At 60.2% G+C, this 20,213-nt stretch carries 20 protein-coding genes; 12 read left to right on the forward strand and 8 right to left on the reverse strand.

What is annotated here, in order from left to right:
- Nucleotides 1-265: 265 nt before the first annotated feature.
- Entirely contained in the window at nucleotides 266-1,663 is a 1,398-nt protein-coding gene (locus tag NLK60_RS03920; protein WP_254809586.1) for an ATP-binding cassette domain-containing protein, read from the reverse strand.
- A complete protein-coding gene (btuC, locus tag NLK60_RS03925) occupies nucleotides 1,660-2,754 on the reverse strand; it encodes a vitamin B12 ABC transporter permease BtuC (RefSeq protein WP_254809587.1) in 1,095 nt (364 codons plus the stop codon). Before btuC ends, NLK60_RS03920 begins: the two co-directional genes overlap by 4 nt.
- Before the next feature lie 60 nt (nucleotides 2,755-2,814).
- Here btuC and NLK60_RS03930 point away from each other — a divergent pair, with 60 nt between their 5' ends.
- The 4 genes from NLK60_RS03930 (at nucleotide 2,815) to NLK60_RS03945 (ending at nucleotide 5,957) form a co-directional block, all read left to right on the forward strand.
- Nucleotides 2,815-4,002 carry a PGF-CTERM-anchored ABC transporter substrate-binding protein gene (locus tag NLK60_RS03930; protein ID WP_254809588.1) on the forward strand — a complete coding sequence of 396 codons (1,188 nt, stop codon included), beginning with the start codon at nucleotides 2,815-2,817 and terminating at the stop codon, nucleotides 4,000-4,002.
- A gap of 228 nt (nucleotides 4,003-4,230) precedes the next feature.
- A complete protein-coding gene (gene srp19 / locus NLK60_RS03935) occupies nucleotides 4,231-4,512 on the forward strand; it encodes a signal recognition particle subunit SRP19 (RefSeq protein ID WP_254809589.1) in 282 nt (93 codons plus the stop codon).
- Complete coding sequence (locus NLK60_RS03940) at nucleotides 4,512-4,748, forward strand: H/ACA ribonucleoprotein complex subunit GAR1 (RefSeq protein WP_254809590.1); 237 nt, start codon at nucleotides 4,512-4,514, stop codon at nucleotides 4,746-4,748. The genes srp19 and NLK60_RS03940 overlap by 1 nt, the downstream gene beginning before the upstream one ends.
- Before the next feature lie 120 nt (nucleotides 4,749-4,868).
- Nucleotides 4,869-5,957: a presenilin family intramembrane aspartyl protease PSH gene (locus NLK60_RS03945; protein WP_254809591.1), complete on the forward strand. Its 1,089-nt coding sequence runs from the start codon at nucleotides 4,869-4,871 to the stop codon at nucleotides 5,955-5,957.
- Between the two features lie 2 nt (nucleotides 5,958-5,959).
- On the opposite strand, the gene NLK60_RS03950 is transcribed toward NLK60_RS03945, so the two are convergent.
- The 3 genes from NLK60_RS03950 to NLK60_RS03960 all read right to left on the reverse strand — a co-directional run bounded on the left by NLK60_RS03950 (nucleotide 5,960) and on the right by NLK60_RS03960 (nucleotide 8,900).
- The gene (locus tag NLK60_RS03950) at nucleotides 5,960-6,502 is read right to left on the reverse strand and encodes a hypothetical protein (protein ID WP_254809592.1); all 543 of its coding nucleotides are present in this window, start codon (nucleotides 6,500-6,502) and stop codon (nucleotides 5,960-5,962) included.
- Nucleotides 6,503-6,661: 159 nt separating this feature from the next.
- Nucleotides 6,662-8,179, reverse strand: a complete 1,518-nt coding sequence (cysS, locus tag NLK60_RS03955) for a cysteine--tRNA ligase (RefSeq protein ID WP_254809593.1) — start codon at nucleotides 8,177-8,179, stop codon at nucleotides 6,662-6,664.
- Between the two features lie 184 nt (nucleotides 8,180-8,363).
- Complete coding sequence (locus NLK60_RS03960; protein WP_254809594.1) at nucleotides 8,364-8,900, reverse strand: DUF7523 family protein; 537 nt, start codon at nucleotides 8,898-8,900, stop codon at nucleotides 8,364-8,366.
- 125 nt (nucleotides 8,901-9,025) lie between these two features.
- Here NLK60_RS03960 and NLK60_RS03965 point away from each other — a divergent pair, with 125 nt between their 5' ends.
- The 7 genes from NLK60_RS03965 to NLK60_RS03995 all read left to right on the forward strand — a co-directional run bounded on the left by NLK60_RS03965 (nucleotide 9,026) and on the right by NLK60_RS03995 (nucleotide 15,702).
- Nucleotides 9,026-9,280 (forward strand): BolA family protein, encoded by a 255-nt coding sequence (locus NLK60_RS03965; protein WP_254809595.1) that lies wholly within the window; start codon nucleotides 9,026-9,028, stop codon nucleotides 9,278-9,280.
- An 82-nt stretch (nucleotides 9,281-9,362) separates the two neighbouring features.
- A complete protein-coding gene (locus tag NLK60_RS03970) occupies nucleotides 9,363-9,824 on the forward strand; it encodes a PH domain-containing protein (protein ID WP_254809596.1) in 462 nt (153 codons plus the stop codon).
- Nucleotides 9,821-11,485 (forward strand): PH domain-containing protein, encoded by a 1,665-nt coding sequence (locus NLK60_RS03975; RefSeq protein WP_254809597.1) that lies wholly within the window; start codon nucleotides 9,821-9,823, stop codon nucleotides 11,483-11,485. Before NLK60_RS03970 ends, NLK60_RS03975 begins: the two co-directional genes overlap by 4 nt.
- 20 nt (nucleotides 11,486-11,505) lie before the next feature.
- The gene (locus tag NLK60_RS03980; RefSeq protein ID WP_254809598.1) at nucleotides 11,506-12,915 is read left to right on the forward strand and encodes a class II fumarate hydratase; all 1,410 of its coding nucleotides are present in this window, start codon (nucleotides 11,506-11,508) and stop codon (nucleotides 12,913-12,915) included.
- 260 nt (nucleotides 12,916-13,175) lie between these two features.
- The gene (locus NLK60_RS03985) at nucleotides 13,176-13,409 is read left to right on the forward strand and encodes a transcriptional regulator (protein ID WP_254809599.1); all 234 of its coding nucleotides are present in this window, start codon (nucleotides 13,176-13,178) and stop codon (nucleotides 13,407-13,409) included.
- 302 nt (nucleotides 13,410-13,711) lie between these two features.
- On the forward strand, nucleotides 13,712-14,197 hold the full coding sequence (locus NLK60_RS03990; RefSeq protein WP_254809600.1) for a PH domain-containing protein: 486 nt from the start codon (nucleotides 13,712-13,714) through the stop codon (nucleotides 14,195-14,197).
- Nucleotides 14,194-15,702, forward strand: a complete 1,509-nt coding sequence (locus NLK60_RS03995; protein ID WP_254809601.1) for a PH domain-containing protein — start codon at nucleotides 14,194-14,196, stop codon at nucleotides 15,700-15,702. The genes NLK60_RS03990 and NLK60_RS03995 overlap by 4 nt, the downstream gene beginning before the upstream one ends.
- On the opposite strand, the gene kynU is transcribed toward NLK60_RS03995, so the two are convergent.
- Nucleotides 15,695-16,969 (reverse strand): kynureninase, encoded by a 1,275-nt coding sequence (gene kynU / locus NLK60_RS04000; protein ID WP_254809602.1) that lies wholly within the window; start codon nucleotides 16,967-16,969, stop codon nucleotides 15,695-15,697. The genes NLK60_RS03995 and kynU overlap by 8 nt on opposite strands.
- 54 nt (nucleotides 16,970-17,023) lie before the next feature.
- Here kynU and NLK60_RS04005 point away from each other — a divergent pair, with 54 nt between their 5' ends.
- Nucleotides 17,024-17,974, forward strand: a complete 951-nt coding sequence (locus NLK60_RS04005) for an alpha/beta hydrolase (protein WP_254809603.1) — start codon at nucleotides 17,024-17,026, stop codon at nucleotides 17,972-17,974.
- Nucleotides 17,975-18,306: 332 nt separating this feature from the next.
- Here the strand turns inward: NLK60_RS04005 and NLK60_RS04010 are convergent, their stop codons facing one another.
- On the reverse strand, nucleotides 18,307-19,350 hold the full coding sequence (locus NLK60_RS04010; protein WP_254809604.1) for a tyrosine-type recombinase/integrase: 1,044 nt from the start codon (nucleotides 19,348-19,350) through the stop codon (nucleotides 18,307-18,309).
- Between the two features lie 2 nt (nucleotides 19,351-19,352).
- Nucleotides 19,353-19,739, reverse strand: coding sequence for a DUF5805 domain-containing protein (locus NLK60_RS04015; protein WP_254809605.1), 387 nt, complete (start codon nucleotides 19,737-19,739; stop codon nucleotides 19,353-19,355).
- Between the last annotated feature and the right edge of the window lie 474 nt (nucleotides 19,740-20,213).

The raw sequence follows: 20,213 nt of genomic DNA on the forward strand, positions 1-20,213 counted from the left end.
TTTCTCACCGGGATCGGGATCTCGAGCACGGTGACCGAGCAGGGGCAGTGAGTTGAGTAGGGGCAGTGAGTTGAGCAGGGGCAGTGAGTTGAGTAGGGGCAGTGAGTTGAGTAGGGGCAGTGAGTTGAGCAGGGGCAGTGAGTTGAGTAGGGGCAGTGAGTTGAGTAGGGGCAGTGAGTTGAGTAGGGGGCAGTGAGTCGAGCAGCGACAGTGACTCACCCAGGAACACGGGTTACTCGAGGGACGAGAGCCGGGTGAAAACCGGTTAGTCGTCCGAGGACGTCTCGACCGACTGCCTTTCCTCCCTAGTGGACTCGTCCCCTTTCGACACGGTTCGGTCCAGCGTAGCGTGTTCCGGCCCATACTCACTCTCCTCGATGGTTCGAACGATGCCGTCGAGTACGCCCGCACGCGTGGTGATCACGCTCTTTTCGAGGAGCGCCGCGTATCGGTCGTTGGCCTCCGCACCCACGAACTCACCGGCGTCCTCCGACGACTCCACAGCCACGAACGTCGTCTCCGGCAACTCCTCGAGCAGGAGTTGCGATCCGGTCGTAATCGGGAAATCGGCAAAAACGGTGACGTCGGCCGCCTCGACCAGAGAAACGACCCGTTCTCTGTCGACTGCCGTAATGGGCGCGAAGGGCTCCGTTTCGACGCACTGGAGATCCTGTCGTCGAGCGGTTTCGGCAGCGATTGCGTTTTCCGGGATTGGTCCGATGGTGACCGACGCGCCCTCGGCTGCGAGGCGAAGGGAAACACCCGCAGCGGTTTCCCCGGTTCCCAGTACGTGAATCCTCAGATTGGTCGGCTCGACGCGTACCGAGTCGACTGCAGCCGTCGACGGTGGAAGGGCCGTCACCGTCGGCGTCCCTGTCACCGGGTTCGACCCGATAGTCGCCGTCGTGTCGAAGGCGTCCTCGAGTGCAGCCCCGGTCAGCACCGTTTCGGGGCGCCCGTCTGCACGTATCGACCCGTCGGCGAGCAATAGCAATCGGTCGCAGTAGCGGGCTGCCAGGTCCAGATCGTGAATCGCAGCCACAATCGCTCGACCGTCGCTGACCAGCTCTCGAGCCAACTCGAGGGTTTCGACCTGATGGTTTACGTCGAGACTCGCCGTCGGTTCGTCGAGCAACATGAGCGGCGTATCCTGAGCGATAGCACGAGCGAGGAGGACCCGCTGGCGCTCCCCGCCGCTGACCGCATCGATCGAGCGGTCGGCAAACTGGGCCGTTCGGGTTCGTTCCATGGCCCGTTCGACCTGGTTTCGGTCGGCAGCTGATGGCGGTGAAAACCGTGAACGGTGCGGATGGCGTCCCATCTCGACGACGCTTCGAACGTCGAACGAAAACGAGAGGGCGGTATCCTGTGGAACCACGCTGACGAGTCGGCTCGAGGCTTTCGAAGTCAGGTCGCCGATCGCCTCTCCGTCGATGACGACGCGGCCGTCTGCTGGAGACAGAGCCCCACTCAGTGCCCGAAGGAGCGTCGTTTTCCCCGCACCGTTTGGACCGACGAGGCCCACGAACTCGCCCGGGTACACGTCGAACGACGCGTCATCGAGGACGGATAGGTCGCCGAACGTGACCTCGACCCCATCGACCGTGGCGATGGCATCGTCGTGATGGCACCGGTCTCGAGACGCGGACCGTTTCTCGGTCACAGGGAGTGCACCTCCTGGCGCAGTAGCAGGTACAGGAAAAACGGCGCACCGAGTGCGGCCGTTACGATGCCGACGGGGACCTCGGCCGGTCCGACGCGAGCGATGGTGTCGGTGATGACGAGAAACGAGGCTCCCGCGAGCGCGCTCGTTGGAAGCAAAATCCGGTGATCAGGACCCACGATGAGCCGCATAATGTGAGGGACGACGAGGCCAACGAAGCCAATGACGCCGGCGACGGCCACCCCCGCGGCGGTAATCACGCTCGCGATGACGAGCAAGAGCAGTTTGGTCCGTTCGACGTCGACCCCGAGGTGGTGTGCGTCTTCTTCCCCGAGCAACAGGACGTTCATCTCTCGCGTGTACGCAGCGAGGACCACGACCCCGATCAGGGCGACGGGGAGAGACATCCAGACGTCGCCCCAACTGCTGTTGTTCAGATGTCCCATCAGCCAGACGACGGCCTCTCGAAGGCTCTCGCCGCTGTGGACGAGCATGTACGAAATCATCGCGCCCAGAAACGCCTGGACAGCGACGCCGGCCAGGAGCAGCGTGGCGACGGGTGTTCGTCCGCCTTCGGTGGCGATCGCATAGACGAGTAGCGCCGTACCGATCGCGCTGATGAACGCAGCAGGTCGAAGCCCAATGGGGACCAGAGTGGGGAACGCGAGCGCGGCGACGGCACCGGCAGCGGCGCCCGTGGAGACGCCGATGATCGAAGGATCGGCCAAGGGGTTACGGAAAAATCCCTGCATTACCGTTCCAGCGGCAGCCAGGGCAAAGCCGACCGTCGCCCCCAGCGCGATCCGCGGCAACCGAATCGTGCCGACGATGGCCTGGTGACTCTGTTTGACTTCGAACGCGAACACGGACCGGTACTCGAAGCCTGGCCACGGAACGGACACATCGAGAAGCCAAACCGGCCGCGACTCGAGCACGATTGCGGAGGGGACGACGACTTCGTTCAATACCGCAGCTGCGACGGTAAGCGGGTCGATGCGTACCGGACCCAGCGCGGCACTCACGATCGTGGTTACGACGAGCAACGCCGTTAACGCCGCCGACCACACGAGGACCTGACCGGGCCTATCCATGATAACAAGCTCGCTTGCTTTAGATAAATATTTGTTGGGGTATCGGCGTAGGTCCAGTCGATGAAACGGTTGTCAGTGCTGTTGATCGCAACGCTCGTCGTCACCGCTATCGTCGCCCCTGCCATGGCAGGCGGTGTCGCCGCAACATCCGCGCAGGCGGAACCCGCCTGTGAGTACCCGGTTTCGCTTACCGATGCGACCGGAGAAACCGTAACGCTCGAGGAGCCACCAGAGCGCATCGTGACGTTGAACCCCAGTGACGCGAATACGATCTTCGAAATCGGCGCTGACGACAGACTCGTGGGCATGCCCGTCGGAGACGGCACCTCGAGACTCGACGCCGAAGGTCAGACCGATATCACCGAAGACGACGGCTTCACCGTCGATTCCGAAACCGTGGTCGGTCTCGAGCCAGATATCGTGCTCGCCGCGAACGTCAGTTCCGTCGAACAGGTCGATCAACTGCGAGACGCGGGACTCACCGTCTATCACTTCCCCGAAGCAACGTCGCTCGAGGACGTCGCGGAAAACGTGGCTATCACCGGCACACTGAGCGGCGAGTGTGATGGCGCGACTGAAACCCTCACCTGGATGGACCAGCGACTCGACCTCCTCGAATCGGCGGTGGCGGATGCCGAGCACCCGACAGTCTACTACAAGATGGGTGATGGCTTCACTGCAGGTAGCGGAACGTTCCAACACGAGACCATGACCGCGGCGGGACTCGACAATATTGCAACCGCCGCCGACATCGAGAAGTGGGGGATCATTAGCAACGAAGTCGTCGTCGAGGAAGACCCGGACTGGATACTTCGGACCAGCGGACCGTTCCAGCCTGAGATTCCGGAGAGCCTCGAGGACACGACGGCCGTCCAGAACGAGCAGTTCGTGACGGTCGATTCGAACGACTTCAGTCAACCCGCGCCACGCATCGTGTTCGCTATGGAGACACTCGTCGAAACCGTCCATCCAGAGGCGTACGATGAGATTGCGAACGATCTGGAGACGCTCGATGCCGACTACGAAGCCGGCGAGTTCTTGCCCGCAACGGAGGAAGAGACTGACGACGATGGTGCCGACGACGATATGAGTGACGACTCGTCAGCGGCCGACGATGACGAACCAGCAACGACGGCGGATGACGACTCTGGAGCGACCGACGACGCGGACACCATTCCCGGCTTCGGCGTTCCCGTTGCTGTCGCCGCAGTGTTGAGCCTCCTCGGATTCACTCTCCGTCGACGATAATGACCAGCGTATAGAGACGCTCAACCCGTCTCACAAACGGTTTTTCGACTTTATACCGATACGCCTCGAGCAACCGTCCGTTTTCGTCTCCCCGGGGCCCGCAACAGAAACCGAACCTCCATCCGGTTCTAGCGATCGCTGAGAGCGGCCGTTTGCCATCCCAAAGCGTTCCCAACTACCCGTCTCGTTTTGAAAAGCGTTTACTGACCCGCCCGCAGAGACACGGGTATGGTCGAGAACGTCATCTGGCCCGCGTACCTCGATGCGGATCGAACGCGGGCCGAGGGGCGACGCGTTCCCCTCGAGTTGGCCGTCGAAGAGCCCACCGTCGAAGAGATAGCTAAAGCCGTCCAGCAGATCGGGTACGATGCCATCGTCGAACGCGATAAGGCTTACTCCCGCGAACACTGGCAGCCCCGTGGCCGCGTCGTCGTCCGGGGGACCGACGATTCGACGAAAAACGACCTGGTCCAGGCCGTGGCGGCATACGTCGTCGCGCTCAGAGAGTGATGCACCGCGTTGGCCAGGTCGTCCGGACGGCCCAGGGACTCGCCGTCTTGCGTGCCGAACCGGACGGCGAAGACCACCGCCACGTGATCGGCACGATGGTGCTCGACGACTCGCTCGAGGAAGTCGGCCGCGTCGTCGACGTGTTCGGTCCGGTCGAGCAGCCCTATCTGGCGGTCACGCCCGACCGAGGTGTCCACCTGCCCGCGCTGGTCGGTTCGACGCTGTACGCTCGCTAGGGTGGCACCCGCTTCCTGTCTGTTTACGAACCCCTCGAGGAGCGAGTATACACTCAGCACCGAAATCCGACCCACCTCGAGAGCGCAACACCAATACCACGGGCCGCCAAAAACCGGGACATGAACGAACGGGCCCGGTTGCTGGCCGCCATCTGCGGGACGTGTCTGTTGTTTATCGCCGTGCAACTCGGTTCGCTGACCCTCATCGAGCCGTTTACCGCCGCCGACATGCAGGCCGTCGAAGATCCCCAGGACCCTACCTATAGCCTGTTTTACGTCGGGGCAATTCTGGTGATGACCGCGTTTATGCTCGCGGCGTTCAAGTACAACCTCCAGTGGATTATCCGCGCGCTGATAATCGGTGTCAGCGTCATGCTCGCCTGGTTCGTCTTCGCCGAACTCTTCCCGCCACTGGTGATCGTGGATGGCATCGGTCTGTTTCCGCTGGTAGCAGCGCTGGCGGTCGGTGTAGGCTTACTCGTCTATCCCGAGTGGTACGTCATCGACGTCGCGGGCGTGGTCATGGGGGCTGGTGCAGCCGGGCTATTCGGCATCAGTTTCGGCCTGTTGCCAGCCATCGTCCTGCTCGTCGTCCTCGCCGTCTACGACGCGATTAGCGTCTACCGGACCGGCCACATGCTCGACCTCGCGGAAGGTGTCATGGACCTTCGTATTCCAGTCTTGCTCGTGATCCCCACCTCCCTCTCGTACTCCTTTCTCGAGACGCCGCCGATGCCCGACTCGAGCGAACCACCGGAGCAAGAACCGAGCGAGTCATCGGAGCAAGAACCGAGCGAACCATCGGCACCAGACTCCAGTGAGCCAGCGGAACCCGAGAACGAAACGGGAGCCACCGTTGACGATGAATCGCTCGAGGAGGATGGAGAGCTTCCGGCAGCGGAACACCCCGAAGGCGTCCGTGACGCCCTCTTTATCGGCCTCGGGGATGCCGTCATCCCGACGATACTCGTCGCGAGTGCCGCCACGTTTATCGACGAAGGGATGCTCGAGGTGCCACTGATTACGCTCAACGTCCCCGCACTCGGCGCGATTGTGGGTACCCTCGTCGGCTTGCTCGTCCTGCTGTCCATGGTCCTTCAGGGCCGGGCACACGCCGGCTTACCGCTGTTGAACACGGGCGCAATCGGCGGGTATCTCATCGGGGCGCTCTGGGCCGGTGTCCCGTTGCTGACGGCGCTTGGATTGTAAAATCAATCTAGTTCTTCGGCCCCTGTGCGGAGTTGAATTTCGTGCGTACACTCATACGGCTCATCCCACGCTTCCGATTGGAGTATGACCGTCACTTCTGCTGGCAGGGCCGCACGGGCTGTCGGAACCGAAAAATCCGGGTCAGGACAGTTATATACACTCCCATCACGATCCAGAGTGTATCCGATAAAGATCCACGCGCCAGCTCCCTCTTCGCCGTAGCTCGATCCATATCTGGCCCAATTCTTCCCGTCGATATCAATCTCGAGGCGGTCGTTTAGCTCATCGAACGCAGCCCCAGCAGCCACACTCGCACACTCTCGTTCGATTCTCCATCCCTCCCTGTCGAACTGTGCAGCGTCGTCTTTATCCAGTTCCACTTTCGTGGAAATCGCTTCTCCCTCACCCTGCCAGCGCCCGGATTCAATATCGCACTCCTCGTTTGTCTCTTCCTCATCCGTCTCATCCTGTTCGGAGAGACAGCCTGCAACCGCACTGAGAGAAAGCGTCGCAAGGAGGGCACGACGTGACCGAAAACGTCTCATACCGTGGTTAATGTGACAGTCGTAATAGGTTTTGGGGCGAGAAAATACCCACTCGAGGCGGTTTGGACACTCGAGTAGCGTCACCCACTCGAGACGCAGGCTCGAGAAGACTGATTGATTAAAACGGAAAACGGGTCCTTCCTGAACACTCGAGACAGTCTACGGCAGCCGGTAGGTCGCTCCGTCGTCCGTATCCTGGATTTCGACACCCAGCGCCGACAGTTCGTCTCGCAGTTCGTCCGCTCGCTCGTAGTTGCCCGCCTCGCGCTCACTCTCGCGAACCTCGAGTACCAGTTCGACGACCTCGCCGGCGAGTTCGACGTCGCCCGTAGGCTCCTCGCCGCCGAAAGACAGGCCGAGCACGTCGCCCAGTTCCTCGAGCGTGTTCACGGCCCGATTGAGTCCACGGTAGTCGTAGCCGTCGGCCGACGCGGTCCCATCGTCGCTCATCTCGTTGTCGGCATCGGCGAGGTGCCGATTGATCGCGCTCGCCACCTCGAGCAGTGCCGACTGGGCCTCTCGAGTGTTGAAATCGTCGTTCATCGCGTCGACGAACGCTGCTCGAGCCTCCGCGACCGAGTCTCGAAGCGCTCGGTCCTCGACTTTCGAGTGCGCACGCGGGGAGTCGATGGTGTCGACGGCACCCTCGTAGGCGCGCTCGAGCCGTCCCCAGCGTTCTTTGGCCTCGCGAATCGTCTCGTCGGAATACAGTTGCGAGCTGTTGTACGACCCGGCAGTGAGGAACGTTCGGATAACGTTGGTGCCCCACTCCTCGACGGCTTCCTCGACGGTGACGAAATTGCCCAAACTCGAGGACATCTTGGTTTCGCCCATCTGGAACAGTTCACAGTGCAGCCAGTACCGAGCGAAGCGCTGGCCGGTCGCCGCCTCGCTCTGGGCGATCTCGTTTTCGTGATGCGGGAAGACGAGGTCCCGACCGCCGACGTGGACGTCGAGGGTTTCCCCGAGGTGGGTCATGCTCATCGCCGAGCACTCGATGTGCCAGCCGGGTCGTCCCTCCCCCCAGGGCGACTCCCAGGTCTGGCCACCCGGTGGCCGCTCCCAGGTCGCGCCTTTCGCGTGTTCGCGAACCGCATCTGGGGCTACCGCACCAGCTTTCCAGAGTGCAAAATCGGCCGGGTGCCGTTTTTCGGACTGTTCGTCCGGGTCACCCTGCGCCTCGATCGCCTCGAGGTCCTGGTTCGACAGCCTCCCGTACTCTTCGAAACTGGTCACGTCGAAGTACACCGAACCGTTCGACTCGTATGCGTAGCCCCCGTCGATCAGCGTTTCGACGAGTTCGATGATCTCGGGAACGTGTTCGGACACGCGAGGATACACCTCCGCGCGCAGGAGGTTGAGCGCCCGCATGTCGGCTATCGTCTGCTCGATGTACGTATCGGCGACCTCGTTCTCGCTCTCGCCCAGTTCGTCCTGGCCGATTCTAGCGACGATTTTCTCGTTGACGTCCGTAAAGTTCTCGACGTGGCGAACGTCGTAGCCCAGGAACTCGAGCCAGCGATGCATCACGTCCACGTGCACCCACGAGCGGGCGTGGCCGAGGTGGGGCGGGTCCGAAACCGTCAGGCCACAGTAGTACAGAGAGACGTTTTCGGGGTCCTGTGGCTCGAACGGCTCCGTTTCGCCCGTCAACGTGTTGCTCACGTGCAGGGTCATTACCCGAGAGTATCCGCGACCGAACGTTAAAGCGTCGGATGTCCCTCGAGAACTGAATCCCAGTGAGTGGCCAAAGATCTTCGGTTTGTAGTATGTGAATATTGAATTGGTAGCCACTACGGCCCTGGTACTAAAACTAAAATATAATATCCATAGCTACTATTGTTCCTGTATTGAAATACTCTCACTCTAGCACCGTCTCGAGACTGTCTTCGACGGTTCGGACCGCGTTGGCTCCTTCGAGTCGTTCGACGACCACGACCATTGTTTCACCCTCGAAACCAGCCGCGACGACGTCGATTTCTTCGAGCGAGAGTCCAGCTATGGCGTTTGCCAGCGATCGTCCATCCACGGTGCCGGTCGCGATGATAGCCGTGTACGTCGGAGTGTCAACCCCGGATTCGTCGGTGGTAGCACCGTCGGTATCAGGGAAGCCGAGGGCCGTCGTCCCAACGACGATGAGTGCCTCCTCGAGCGATTCGACTGGTCCGAGTCCGCTTTGCATACGAACCCGAACGGACGAGTCGCGAGGGGCCGGTTCCTCGAGTGAGTCGGCATACCGTCTGAGCGCGGAGGCGACGGCATCGACTTCGCCGTCGACATCGAGAAACCGAGCGACTGCCGTGTAGTTCGCGGTTCCGGTCCGGAGGGCCATGACCAGAAACGGATAGCGCCGCGCGGCGGTCCGCGTCCGGGCAGCGAGTGATGTCATGGTGATCATAGGTCGCCTCGGGCGCTTAAAATCGACGGCTCGCTCGAGTGTCCGTGAACCGAACGGGATTGCAAACCACATTTTCCGATTCGAAGACCGCGTCGTTTTTTACCGACTCGCCCCAGTGAACGGACATGGAACCTGCTGCCGTCGAAGCACTCATCGAATCGGGACTCGAGGACGCCGAGGCAACCGTTCGCCGAGCACGGGGCGAACACGACGACGACCACCTCGCGGCGACAGTCGTCTCCCCGGCCTTCGAGGACACCCCGCTAGTCCAGCAACACCAGTTGGTCTACGACGCACTGGGCGAACACATGACGACGGATATTCACGCCCTCGAGTTGTCGACGTTCACCCCGGCAGAGTACGCCGACCGAACCGAGTGAGGGAGCCTCGGAAGCATCGCCAGCAACGCCGAACCATCACGCAATCCGCACTTTTATCGTTCTCTCCTCGTTTCATCCGGGTATGGAATCGTTGCACCCGCGAATCCGACTGGTGTGGGTCGCCCAGTGGGCTCTGACAGCCATTATTCTGGGCGTCGTGATCGCCGCCGTAGATCGGTGGATCGTCGAAATCCCAACCGTCGGCATCGTTGCGGTCGCCGCCGGAGCCCTGCTTCTGGGCGTCGTGTACGCGCTGTTGCTCTACAATCGCTGGCAGTTCGAACTCCAGGACGACGCCCTCTACCTCGAGCGCGGCGTCATCACGTTCGTCGAAACGGCCGTTCCCTTTGTCCGCGTCCAGCACGTCGACACCCAGTTCGGCCCGCTCGAGCGAGTGCTCGGGCTCTCGAGCGTGGTGGTCTACACTGCTGGCTCGCGAAACGCCGACGTTCGGGTCCCCGGATTGACTCCCGAACGCGCCAGGAAACTCCAGGATACGCTCCGCAATCTCGCCGTCGAGAGCGAGGCTGACGACGCCGTATGAACACGCCACATCGTCTCCATCCGTTGAGTGCTGTCACGATAATGCTTCGAGGCGGGTTTATCGGCTTCACCATCCCGTTTTTCCTCGTCAGCATAGCCAGCGGTATCTTCGAGATCGGCTCACCCGCATGGGGCCTGTATCTTGGCCCGGTCGGTTTCGCCATCGGTGCCGGCTACGGTATCGCCTACTACTACCGATTCGAGTACGAACTGACCGAGAACACCTTCGACGTTTCCTCAGGCGTCATCTCACGCCGCTCGAGGGAAATTCCGTACCGGCGAATTCAGAACGTCGACGTTCGTCAGGGGGTACTCGCCCGTCTTCTCAACCTCGCGACGGTCTCGGTCGAAACCGCCGGTGGCGGCGATACCGAAGCGACGCTTTCGTTCGTCAGTGAGGCTGAAGCAAATCGACTCCAGCGAGACATTCGTCGCCGAACCGCCGGCCGTGGTGACTCGAGCAGACCGACAAGCGGCCGTGCCGCCGAGTCAACCACCGCGCTATCGGGGCTTCGCGCAGGCGACCCACTCCCGGAGCCCCGTAGTGCCCACGTTGGCGAACTTCGGTCGAACGAAGAGGCGTCTGTCGAAGTGAGCGAACCATCGTTCGACCAGGGCAAACCCGAGCTATTGTTCGACCTGAAGCCTCGAGAGTTGCTGCTGTATTCATTTACCACGCTCCGTCCGGCGGCAGCAGCCGGGCTCTTTGCCCTGTTTTTCTTCTTCAGCGAGGCTGCCATCGACGTTCTGTTGACGACCGCGAGACCCTTTGGTGGGCCTGCGGAGCTGACCGAGGGAACCACGACGAGTTACGGTATCCTCGGTCTGGTCTCGATCATCAACGGGATCGTCGTGACCTACGCCGTCAGCGTCGCCTATACGTTTGCGACATATTATGGGTTCCAGCTGGGACGCGCTGATGACGATTTCGTCTACGAACGCGGTCTCCTCCAGCGCTACAGTGGATCGATTCCCGCCGAGAAAGTCCAGTCGGTCACCGTCACCGACAATCCGGTTCAGCGCGCTATCGAGTACGCCGGTCTCTGGGTCGAAACCGCAGGCTACGGCCCGGATACCAGCGGTGGCAGTAAGTCTGCAGTCCCGCTTGCCCGATCCCGTCGCGTCTATACCTTCGCGGAGAACCTGACGAACGTCGAAACACCGAGGTTCACCAGTCCACCAGCCCTCGCCCGGCGACGATATCTGGCTCGCTACAGTATCGTCGCCGGCGTCTTCGTCGCGCTGGCGTTTGGCCTGACACAGGTGAGTCCGCTCGAGCGCTGGTATCTCGCGGCCATCGTGTTCGTCGTCGTCCCGCCAGCAGCCCACCTCAAGTACGTCCATCTGGGCTACTACGTGGGCGAAGACCACCTCGTGATTCGGCGCGGCTTCTGGCGACGCCGAACCACCGTGATTCCGTACTATCGCATCCAGACGATTTCGAATCGCCGCTCGATATTCCAGCGACGGTTGGGACTCACCTCCGTCGTAGTCGACACCGCCAGCTCACGGACGTTCGCCTGGGCAGCCCCGACGATTTACGATGTCGACCTTGCGGATGGGCGGGGCGTCGCTCAGACGGCCAGAGAACGCCTGCAGACTGCACTGGCCGAACGTGGTGTCGGTGACGATGAGACGGGCTTTTCGGTGGATTTTACCTGACAGACACAGACGCTCTAGGTATGGCAGACGAGTTCAGAACGGAATCCGACAGTCTCGGCGAGATGCAAGTGCCAGTCGACGCCTACTGGGGCGCACAGACCCAGCGCGCCATCGAAAACTTCCCCATCTCGGGGATCACGTTCGACCGGCGCTTCATCAGAGCGCTGGGCGTCGTGAAAAAGGGTGCTGCACAGGCCAATCGGGACCTCGGCCTGATCGAAGAAGACGTCGCAGATGCGATAATCGAGGCCGCAGACGACGTCATCGCTGGTGAACTCGACGATCAGTTCCCGGTCGACGTGTTCCAGACCGGCTCCGGAACCTCCTCGAACATGAACGCGAACGAGGTCATCGCCAACCGGGCAGCCGAAATTATGGGGGCAGCTATCGGTGACCGCGTCGTTCACCCCAACGACCACGTTAACTTCGGACAATCGAGCAACGACGTGATTCCGACGGCGATGCACGTCGCCGCCCTCGAGGCCGTCGAAAAAGACGTCACACCTGCACTCGAGACGCTCCGACAGGCGCTCGAGGCAAAAGAAGACGAGTTCGACGACGTCGTCAAAACCGGACGTACTCACTTGCAAGATGCGACACCGGTCACGCTGGGTCAGGAATTCGGCGGCTACCGAACCCAGATCGAAAAAGGGCTGGCACGCGTCGACCTCGTGCGTGACCACCTGAGCGAACTCGCCCTCGGCGGTACGGCCACGGGAACGGGCCTCAACACTCACCCGGAGTTCCCCGAACTCGCGGCGTCGTACATCAGCGAGGAGACGAACGTTGGGTTCCGAGAAGCCGACAATCACTTCGAGGCCCAGGCGGCCCACGATGCGATGGCGGAAGCACACGGGGCGCTCCGGACGGTCGCCGGCTCGCTCAACAAAATCGCCAACGACCTCAGACTGCTGGCCTCGGGGCCACGAAACGGCCTCGGAGAGATAGAACAGCCGGAAAACCAGCCGGGGTCGTCGATCATGCCGGGGAAAATCAACCCCGTCGTCGCCGAAGCCGTCAATCAGGTCCACAAACAGGTCGTCGGCAACGATGCCGCCGTGGCCGCTGGCGCAGCCGAGGGACAGATCGATCTCAACCTCTACAAGCCCGTCCTCGCACACAACTTCCTCCAGTCGGCCTCGTTGCTCTCTAACACGAGCAGTGTCTTCGCGGAGCGATTCGTCGCGCCACTCGAGGCAAACCGCGAGCACTGTGAGGACCAGGTCGAACAGTCGATGGCACTCGCAACGTCGCTCAACGTCCACATCGGCTACGACAAGGCCAGCGAGGTCGCGAAGACGGCGCTCAAAGAAGGGAAGACGGTTCGCGAAGTCGTCCTCGAGAAGGGGTATCTCACCGAGGACGAAGCCGACGAAGTGCTCGATCCACGCAAGATGACCGAGACGGGTATTCTCGGGCAGGATCACTGATACGGTCCCCTGTAACTTTTTACCGGAGATCGCTCGTACGGGGGTAGCGATCAATGCTATCGATTTACGTTCAACGTCTGAAAACGTCTAGCGTCACTCGAGTGCGAGGCGTTCACCTGAGAAGCCGTCGAATCGCCAGGCTGAACGGAGTTCGACAGGTTTCGAATATCGAAAACGACTAGCTAAGACGTGATTCAACGGTGAAATGGCGGAATAAACGAACCCAAGCAGTTTTGTCTGATGCTCACGTCAGACGAAATATGTACACCTGTCGTGACTGCAACCAGTCGTTTCAGACCGAGTTAGCACTCGAGATACACCGAGACTCGTGTGAACAGGGTGGCCTCTACTGCCAGGTCTGTGGCGACCGGTTCCGTGAGGCCGATGCAACACAAGACGGGTGGCACTACGCCTGTCCGAGCGAAGATTGCGACGGCGAAGGATTGCAAGAAGACCTGTTCCAGGTCGATGAAATGCGCGTCGCAACGCACTGAGTTTTTTCGAAGACTGAGATTGTCCCTGCGGACCGATCAGCCACCTGTCCCTCGTCGACCACGACAATATAGTAACCAGTGAAACGGTTTACACACCTACCGCGATGCAGTCTTGCGATAGGGTGTGCAATGACGTTCACTGGCTACTATACATCCGCTGACCCCTCGAGCGAAATCGAGCGAAGACGGTCGAATACGTACAGGCCTGCCAGAAGACGGCGGCCCACATCGGATCGTGGGGCAGTTTCAGGAACTGTCGAGCGTCACATCGTTTATCCGGGGTTTTGTTGTGTCTGCAGGTGATGGAACGACTCGAGCCCCGGGTTCGAACGCTGTGGATACTCAGTGCGCTCGGTAGCTCGACGCTGATCGGCGTTGGTTTCGTCCTGATAGCGACACTGCTGTATGGCCGTTTCGCCTCACCCGATTCGCGGTGGATGGTTCTCCTCCCGGCGCTACTCCTTTGTTGTCTCGCCGCCGGTTTGGTCGCGTTCGCCTGGTATCGGTACAGCAGGTTCAGGTTCGACTGTCGAGACGACTCGTTGTACGTCGAACACGGCGTTCTAACACGACACAAAACGATCGTTCCCTACAACCGACTCCAGCACGTCGACGTTCGTCGACGTCCACACGAGCGAGTCGCCGGCGTAGCTACGATCGTGATACACACGGCTGGGACCTGCCGAAATCAGGTGCAGATCCCCGGGCTTACTCCATCTCGAGCATGGATGTTACAGGATCACCTCCGTCACCTCGTCACGGAAAAGGGGGACGACGACCCACGATGAAGCTTCATCCCGCAACGATCCCGCTCAGGTCGCTTGGGCGTGCAGCGAGTCTCGGGTTCGTGTGCTTTCTAGTGGGCCTCTTCCTCTCGCCGGGTGCGAACGCCTCGACAGCACTCGTCGTTCTCTGGAGCTCTCTCGGAGTCTGCGTGGCTCTCCTGTACGAAGGAATTCGGTATTTCCGCGTCGGTTACACCCTCACTCCTGAAACCCTGAGGATAACTGCAGGCATCCTCTCGAGACGCACTCGCGAGATTCCCCGCCATCGGATCCAATCGGTCGACATTCACCAATCGCTCTTCTTGCGCCCGGCCGGCCTCGCCACAATCAGGGTCGAAACGGCAGGCGGCAGCCACGGCCCGTTCACCCTCGAGTACGTCTCAATGGGAGAGGCGACCAGAATACGGGATTGGCAATGTGGGGTTCCGGAGCGACAGTGTACTACCACAGTTCACGGGAGGGAGCAGTCGAGCAATGCCGGACATCGCGGTTCCGCCACCGAAAGCGAGACGATCTTTACCCTGAAACGAACCGAACTCATCGCCTACAGCATCACGTCGGTCGGACCTGGGGCCGTGATTCTCTGTGGGATCGCGCTCTCTTTTATCAGTGGGCGCTATCCCCGGGGCCTCGTCGCGCCCGAGGTATACCAACTTGGAGCGACGCTGCCAAAAACGATCCAAACGGAGGTGCTTGTTGTCGCATTTCTGGTCACTGCCTGGGCACTTAGTGCCGGTCTCCACACCGTTCGATTCACCGGGTTTCGTCTGACCAGATCCCAGGACGTACTGCACTACGAGCATGGGTTGTATGGCCGCTACAGCGGAACGATTCCGCTCGAGAATCTGCAACGGATCACGATAGCGGAGCCGATTCCGTTGCGATGGCTGGGCTATGGTTCCCTGCAACTGGAAACGGCCGGTTCGGACGGCAGTCAACAGGCCACGGAAACGCACGCGCTGACCATCCCGCTTGCGAGCCGAAAGCGGATCGACGTGCTTCTCGGGAAAATAGCACCACTAGGGGGACTCGATTCGGAATCCATCGAGTCACCGCCACGACGAGCCAAAACGCGGTACATATTGACCTATCTCGTCGCGGCTGGACTCGGTCTCGTCGTTGCCTTCTCGCTGTCCGTCACGACACCCGTGGTCCGGGACTGGTATGCCCTCGCTCCCGCGGTGTTGATTGCTCCGATAGCTGCACACTTGAAGTGGTCGAACAGAGGCTACCAGTTACAGCGACAGTATCTGCTCACTCGAGACGGTTTCTGGCATCGGCGTACCTGTCTCGTCCCCTACCAGCGAATCCAGTCGCTTGCCTATACCCAACGGCCACTGCAGCGCCACCATTCGCTGGCGACGCTGACGGCCGATACCGCGAGCGTTTCACCAGCCATCCTAACGGCGTACGACGTCGATGCGGAACGTGGAAACGAGGTCTGTCGACGTCTCGAACGACAGATGTGTGGTCGATCAGGGACGACAGAACCCTCGTCGACTACGTAACGCCACGCTTCTCGCTGTTTTCGAGTGACTCCGAATCGAGAATGTCGACCATTGCGTCGACGAACGACCACACGTCGTGGAATCCAATATACAGCGGTGATGGACACACGCGGACGACGTCGGGTGGTCGAACGTCCACGATGTATCCTCGCCCACGGAGGGCGTCGCCGAGGGCATACGCGCAGTCGTGCTCGAGAGCGACGTGACCACCTCGCTCGGCCGGCGCTCGAGGCGAACCGATACGTACTCCCCGCTGTGCGAGTCGTTCGTCAGAGAGCGCGATGAGATACTCGGTCAGGGCGATCGATTTCTCTCTAATGGCCGCCATGCCGACCTCCTCGAGCACCGACAGTGCGCCGTCGAGTGGGGCGGCGGCAAATATAGGAACCGTTCCGATCTGCCAGGCCCCAGCCGATTGTGCAGGTGTGTACTCGAGTGCCATCTCGAACTGCGTCTCTTTGTCGTGGCCCCACCACCCGGCGAGTGCTGGCGTGACTCCGTGGTGTCGTTCGTTGACGTACAGCCCGGCAACTGCACCCGGTCCGGCGTTGACGTATTTGTAGTGACACCAGACGGCAAAGTCGACGTCGAGTGCGTGCAAGTCGTGTGGAACGGCTCCTACGGAGTGTGCCAGATCGAATCCCGCAAACGCGCCGTACTCGTGAGCGATCTTCGTGAGGGTCTCGATATCGAAAAGTTGTCCGCTGCGGTACAGTATCGACGGGAAAAAGAGGATTGCCACGGTCGAATCCATCGCTTCACGGACATCGTCTTCCGAGATCGTTCGCCCGTCGTCGCTCTCGACGACGACCAGGTGTTCGTCAGGGTCGAGGCCACGAGCTCGAAGTTGTGAGCGGATCGCGTAGTGATCGGTCGGAAAATCGAGTTCGTTGACGACGACTTTAGTACCGTCGGCATGGTCGAGGAACGTCCCGATGAGGGTGTGGATATTCACCGTGGTCGAGTTGCCGACGACCACTTCGTCCCCGTTCGCGCCGACGAGGTCGGCGACGCGATCACCCAGTCGCTCGCCGTACCAGAACCACGGTGGATTCGCCTCGGTCCAGCCACGAATGCCGAGCGTGCGCCACTCCTCGATGACGTGCTCGAGGGCGGCGACCGATTCGACACTCGCCGGTCCAAGGGAGTTACCATCGAGATACCACTCGTCGGGCAGGTCGAATCGTTCTCGTAGCGAGGATAACGGATCTTCGTCGTCGAGCGTTTCCGCCGCTGTCGCTGTCGCGTCGATCCCATCGATGTCCATACACACCCGTTCGGAGCCACCGACATTCATCTTTACGCCCCGGCAAGGGAGTCTATGGAACCATCGACGCTTCGAACTCCACTCGATGCGGAGGTCCAGACGCTGCTCGAGGAGCCGACATATCGAACGCTTCCTCCCTGGCACACCCTCTCGGTGGATGGCGCACGGAAACTCGAGGATACCGTGTTCGGCGGAGAGCCCACACGGCCACTTCCCATGGTGCGGGACACGACAATCTCCGGGCCGGCAACCGAAATCCCGGTTCGGCTGTACTACGGATCGACCGATAATTCACTACCCGTGTTGCTCTTCTTTCACGGCGGCGGGTGGACGCTCGGCACGCTCGATTCGGCCGACGATATCTGTCGCGAACTTGCCTCTCGTACCAACTCACTTGTCGTCTCCGTCGCCTATCGACTCGCCCCCGAACACCCGTTTCCGGCCGCGCTCGAGGACGCCATTGCAGCGCTCGAGTGGCTAGAAACTGTGGCCGACGGTATCGGCGGAGACAGTACCCGAATCGGTGTCTGTGGCTCGAGCGCCGGTGGGAATCTTGCAGGGGCACTCGCTCGATGGGACGCGAACCGGAAGTCACCAACAATCCTCCAGCAAGCCCTTTTGTATCCGATCACGAACCACTCCTTCGAGACGGATTCCTACGACGAACAGGCCGATGGCCCGTTACTGACGCGGAAGGATATGCGCTGGTTCTGGAACCAGTACCTTCGACATCCGGTCGATGGGGAAAATCCGTACGTATCCATACTCCAGGGCGATCACGTCGGCCTGCCAACGACGACGGTCGTCACCTGTGGCCACGACCCACTTCGTGACGAGGGCCTCGCCTACGCTCAGCGTCTCGGGGAAAGCGGAGTGTCCGTACGGAGCCAACACCATCCCTCGCTGTCACATGGTGCACTGAGTCTCGCAGACTCGGTTGCGATGGCGGATCAGGCGATGGACGACCTGACGGGGGTGATTCGAGCGAATTGGGGACTCGAATGAGGGCTCGACGAAAGGAAACCGCCTCAGAGTCAAGTGAATCACCCCGAGGTCAAGCCTCGGGGTATTCTCCTGTACCGCTGACAAATCTCGTCAACCTAGTCTTTCGTCGAACAACGAGTAGCAAACGACCCAGATCTCCTCGGAAGTTGATATAGCATTATGCGATATATCTGCCCCGTACAAACCACGACCGCAAATGTGTGTTATTATCAAACACAGTGTCGGGGCGACAATAACACATTGCAAATCAACCGGTACGAGGACCGAGAGACACACGGCTTAGGGGCTTCGAAAAATCACCACCCACTACTCTACACCTCGAGAACACGAACTCAACAGATTGAGTAGATATTGGATTCGTACACCGTCCGGACCTGGTCACCCCAGTCGTGGGTATAGGTGTCGATGATATCGCTCGCGACGTCGCCACGAAGGTACTTTACAACGCCTCTATCACCCGTTCTATCCCGCAAATGCGTCGTGAAAAAGTGCCTGAAGTAGTGCGGCGTCACGTTTTCGCTCGCCCCACCACCGGTTCGGTACCAGCCCTGCTCTCGAGCGTGTCGTTCGACGATATACCGAATGTCGGAAGGCTCGAGACGGTGTCCCCAGTCCCCGCCTGTATCGACGAAGAGGGGGTCAGCCGGCGAAACCGGGTCAGGACGGATCGCGAGCCACTCGAGGAGGACTGTCGCAACCTCCTGATCAACGGGAATCACCGTCTCTCGCTTGCGTTTGTTCGATGCAGACCGCTTTTCTCCGTTGTAGACGGACCCGCGTGCCGGTTTCGAATCCACGTACAGCGATTGGGGCCGGCTCTCGAGGGCGACCCTGGGAGTCCAACCCAGGTCGAGGCCGAACTGATCAGCGTCGACGTGGAGGTCACGCAGATCCAGATTGCAGAGTTCACCCACACGAACGCCGGTTTTGAGCAGTGTCACGACGACTGCTCGCTCGAGTGGATGGGTAATCTCGTCGACGAAATCCCGCATTTCAGGTATCGATATCTCTCGTCGAGTCGGATTCGTGTCGATGGATTCGCCCATCTCTTCCATGACCAGCGCCATCGGGTTCCCCTCGAAGGCTTCGACGCGCGTCATGTACTCGTAAAACCGATGGACGTAGGACGCATACGAGGCGATTGTACTGCTCTCACGCCGCCCTCGCAACGAGTGGACCCAGGCCATACACTCTCGGCGCGTCGCGTCTGCCGGGGTCGACTCTTCTGCACGAACGAAGGTCTCGAACTGTCGGAGTACCCGTTCGTAGGCGTCGATGGTCCGTTCGGATTTCCCGTGATAGCGTTGCTCCTCGAGGAAGTACGCGATGGGATCGTCGATAGTTGTCCCATCCTCGACGCCGGATTCAGTCGCCATCGTCAGACATCACCGCCAACGTAAATGTACCCGCCATCGCGCCCGCTGTATCGAACCTGGTCCTGGCTTTGTAGCGAATCGAGCGCATCCTCGAGTTGTGTTTCGATATCGTCACTGACCGCCTCGAGGAGTTCATTCCAGGAGTATGTTTCTGAACGAAGCAACTCGAGGACCTGTGTTTCGAGACCGCTACCCCCAGGGGTAGCGTCCGGAGAAGGGGGTTGCTCAGATGACGACTCGAACCCATTTCGACCCGCTTGTACCATACTTCTGACAAACTCACTTTGGCTCATATCGAGATCCTCAGCGTGTGATTCCCAGGCTTCTTTCTGGTAGGCAGGGACGTACGTTCTGACGACGACAGTCTCCGTGTCGGGATCGTCGGGCATGGATGAGAGTTCTAACTCCGTGACCTTCACTTTTGCCATGATTCGAGATAAAAGACCTTATCTCGATTTATAGGACCACACAACGAAGCTAACTAGACCCATTAGTCGGGATATCGTGTATAAAATGACTGCGAGTCGAGATACAATTCATTCAAAGGTAAGTATGCCAGTTGAGATATTATTTAGATTGTAATCACAAGACGTTCGAGAGCAGAAACCCAGGCACAGGTCAGGTTTGTGTGCTTGGGCTTGTTGACAGCAAAAGCGAGCGTCGCTCACTGCGGCCAGACCGTTCCCTGTACTAGCGGAATTATCTGAAAATCCTCATAACGCACGTGACGATGAATATCCCTGTATAGCGGTCCTGGAAAACGAGCTAATTTCTCCCTGTACCCAGGAACGACTTCCAACGATCTATAGTAGCCAGTGACTCGATTTACACACCTATCGCGACGCTGTATTGCGATAGGGTGT

Source organism: Natronosalvus amylolyticus, assembly GCF_024298845.1.
Lineage (GTDB): Archaea > Halobacteriota > Halobacteria > Halobacteriales > Natrialbaceae > Natronosalvus > Natronosalvus amylolyticus.

What these genes read in the sequence shown, in the direction of transcription:
- btuC (WP_254809587.1), bottom strand. Translation starts at nt 2,754, where the DNA reads ATGGATAGGCCCGGTCAGGTCCTCGTGTGGTCGGCGGCGTTAACGGCG.
- NLK60_RS03930 (WP_254809588.1), top strand. Translation starts at nt 2,815, where the DNA reads ATGAAACGGTTGTCAGTGCTGTTGATCGCAACGCTCGTCGTCACCGCT.
- srp19 (WP_254809589.1), top strand. Translation starts at nt 4,231, where the DNA reads ATGGTCGAGAACGTCATCTGGCCCGCGTACCTCGATGCGGATCGAACG.
- NLK60_RS03940 (WP_254809590.1), top strand. Translation starts at nt 4,512, where the DNA reads ATGCACCGCGTTGGCCAGGTCGTCCGGACGGCCCAGGGACTCGCCGTC.
- NLK60_RS03945 (WP_254809591.1), top strand. Translation starts at nt 4,869, where the DNA reads ATGAACGAACGGGCCCGGTTGCTGGCCGCCATCTGCGGGACGTGTCTG.
- NLK60_RS03950 (WP_254809592.1), bottom strand. Translation starts at nt 6,502, where the DNA reads ATGAGACGTTTTCGGTCACGTCGTGCCCTCCTTGCGACGCTTTCTCTC.
- cysS (WP_254809593.1), bottom strand. Translation starts at nt 8,179, where the DNA reads ATGACCCTGCACGTGAGCAACACGTTGACGGGCGAAACGGAGCCGTTC.
- NLK60_RS03960 (WP_254809594.1), bottom strand. Translation starts at nt 8,900, where the DNA reads ATGATCACCATGACATCACTCGCTGCCCGGACGCGGACCGCCGCGCGG.
- NLK60_RS03965 (WP_254809595.1), top strand. Translation starts at nt 9,026, where the DNA reads ATGGAACCTGCTGCCGTCGAAGCACTCATCGAATCGGGACTCGAGGAC.
- NLK60_RS03970 (WP_254809596.1), top strand. Translation starts at nt 9,363, where the DNA reads ATGGAATCGTTGCACCCGCGAATCCGACTGGTGTGGGTCGCCCAGTGG.
- NLK60_RS03975 (WP_254809597.1), top strand. Translation starts at nt 9,821, where the DNA reads ATGAACACGCCACATCGTCTCCATCCGTTGAGTGCTGTCACGATAATG.
- NLK60_RS03980 (WP_254809598.1), top strand. Translation starts at nt 11,506, where the DNA reads ATGGCAGACGAGTTCAGAACGGAATCCGACAGTCTCGGCGAGATGCAA.
- NLK60_RS03985 (WP_254809599.1), top strand. Translation starts at nt 13,176, where the DNA reads ATGTACACCTGTCGTGACTGCAACCAGTCGTTTCAGACCGAGTTAGCA.
- NLK60_RS03990 (WP_254809600.1), top strand. Translation starts at nt 13,712, where the DNA reads ATGGAACGACTCGAGCCCCGGGTTCGAACGCTGTGGATACTCAGTGCG.
- NLK60_RS03995 (WP_254809601.1), top strand. Translation starts at nt 14,194, where the DNA reads ATGAAGCTTCATCCCGCAACGATCCCGCTCAGGTCGCTTGGGCGTGCA.
- kynU (WP_254809602.1), bottom strand. Translation starts at nt 16,969, where the DNA reads ATGGACATCGATGGGATCGACGCGACAGCGACAGCGGCGGAAACGCTC.
- NLK60_RS04005 (WP_254809603.1), top strand. Translation starts at nt 17,024, where the DNA reads ATGGAACCATCGACGCTTCGAACTCCACTCGATGCGGAGGTCCAGACG.
- NLK60_RS04010 (WP_254809604.1), bottom strand. Translation starts at nt 19,350, where the DNA reads ATGGCGACTGAATCCGGCGTCGAGGATGGGACAACTATCGACGATCCC.
- NLK60_RS04015 (WP_254809605.1), bottom strand. Translation starts at nt 19,739, where the DNA reads ATGCCCGACGATCCCGACACGGAGACTGTCGTCGTCAGAACGTACGTC.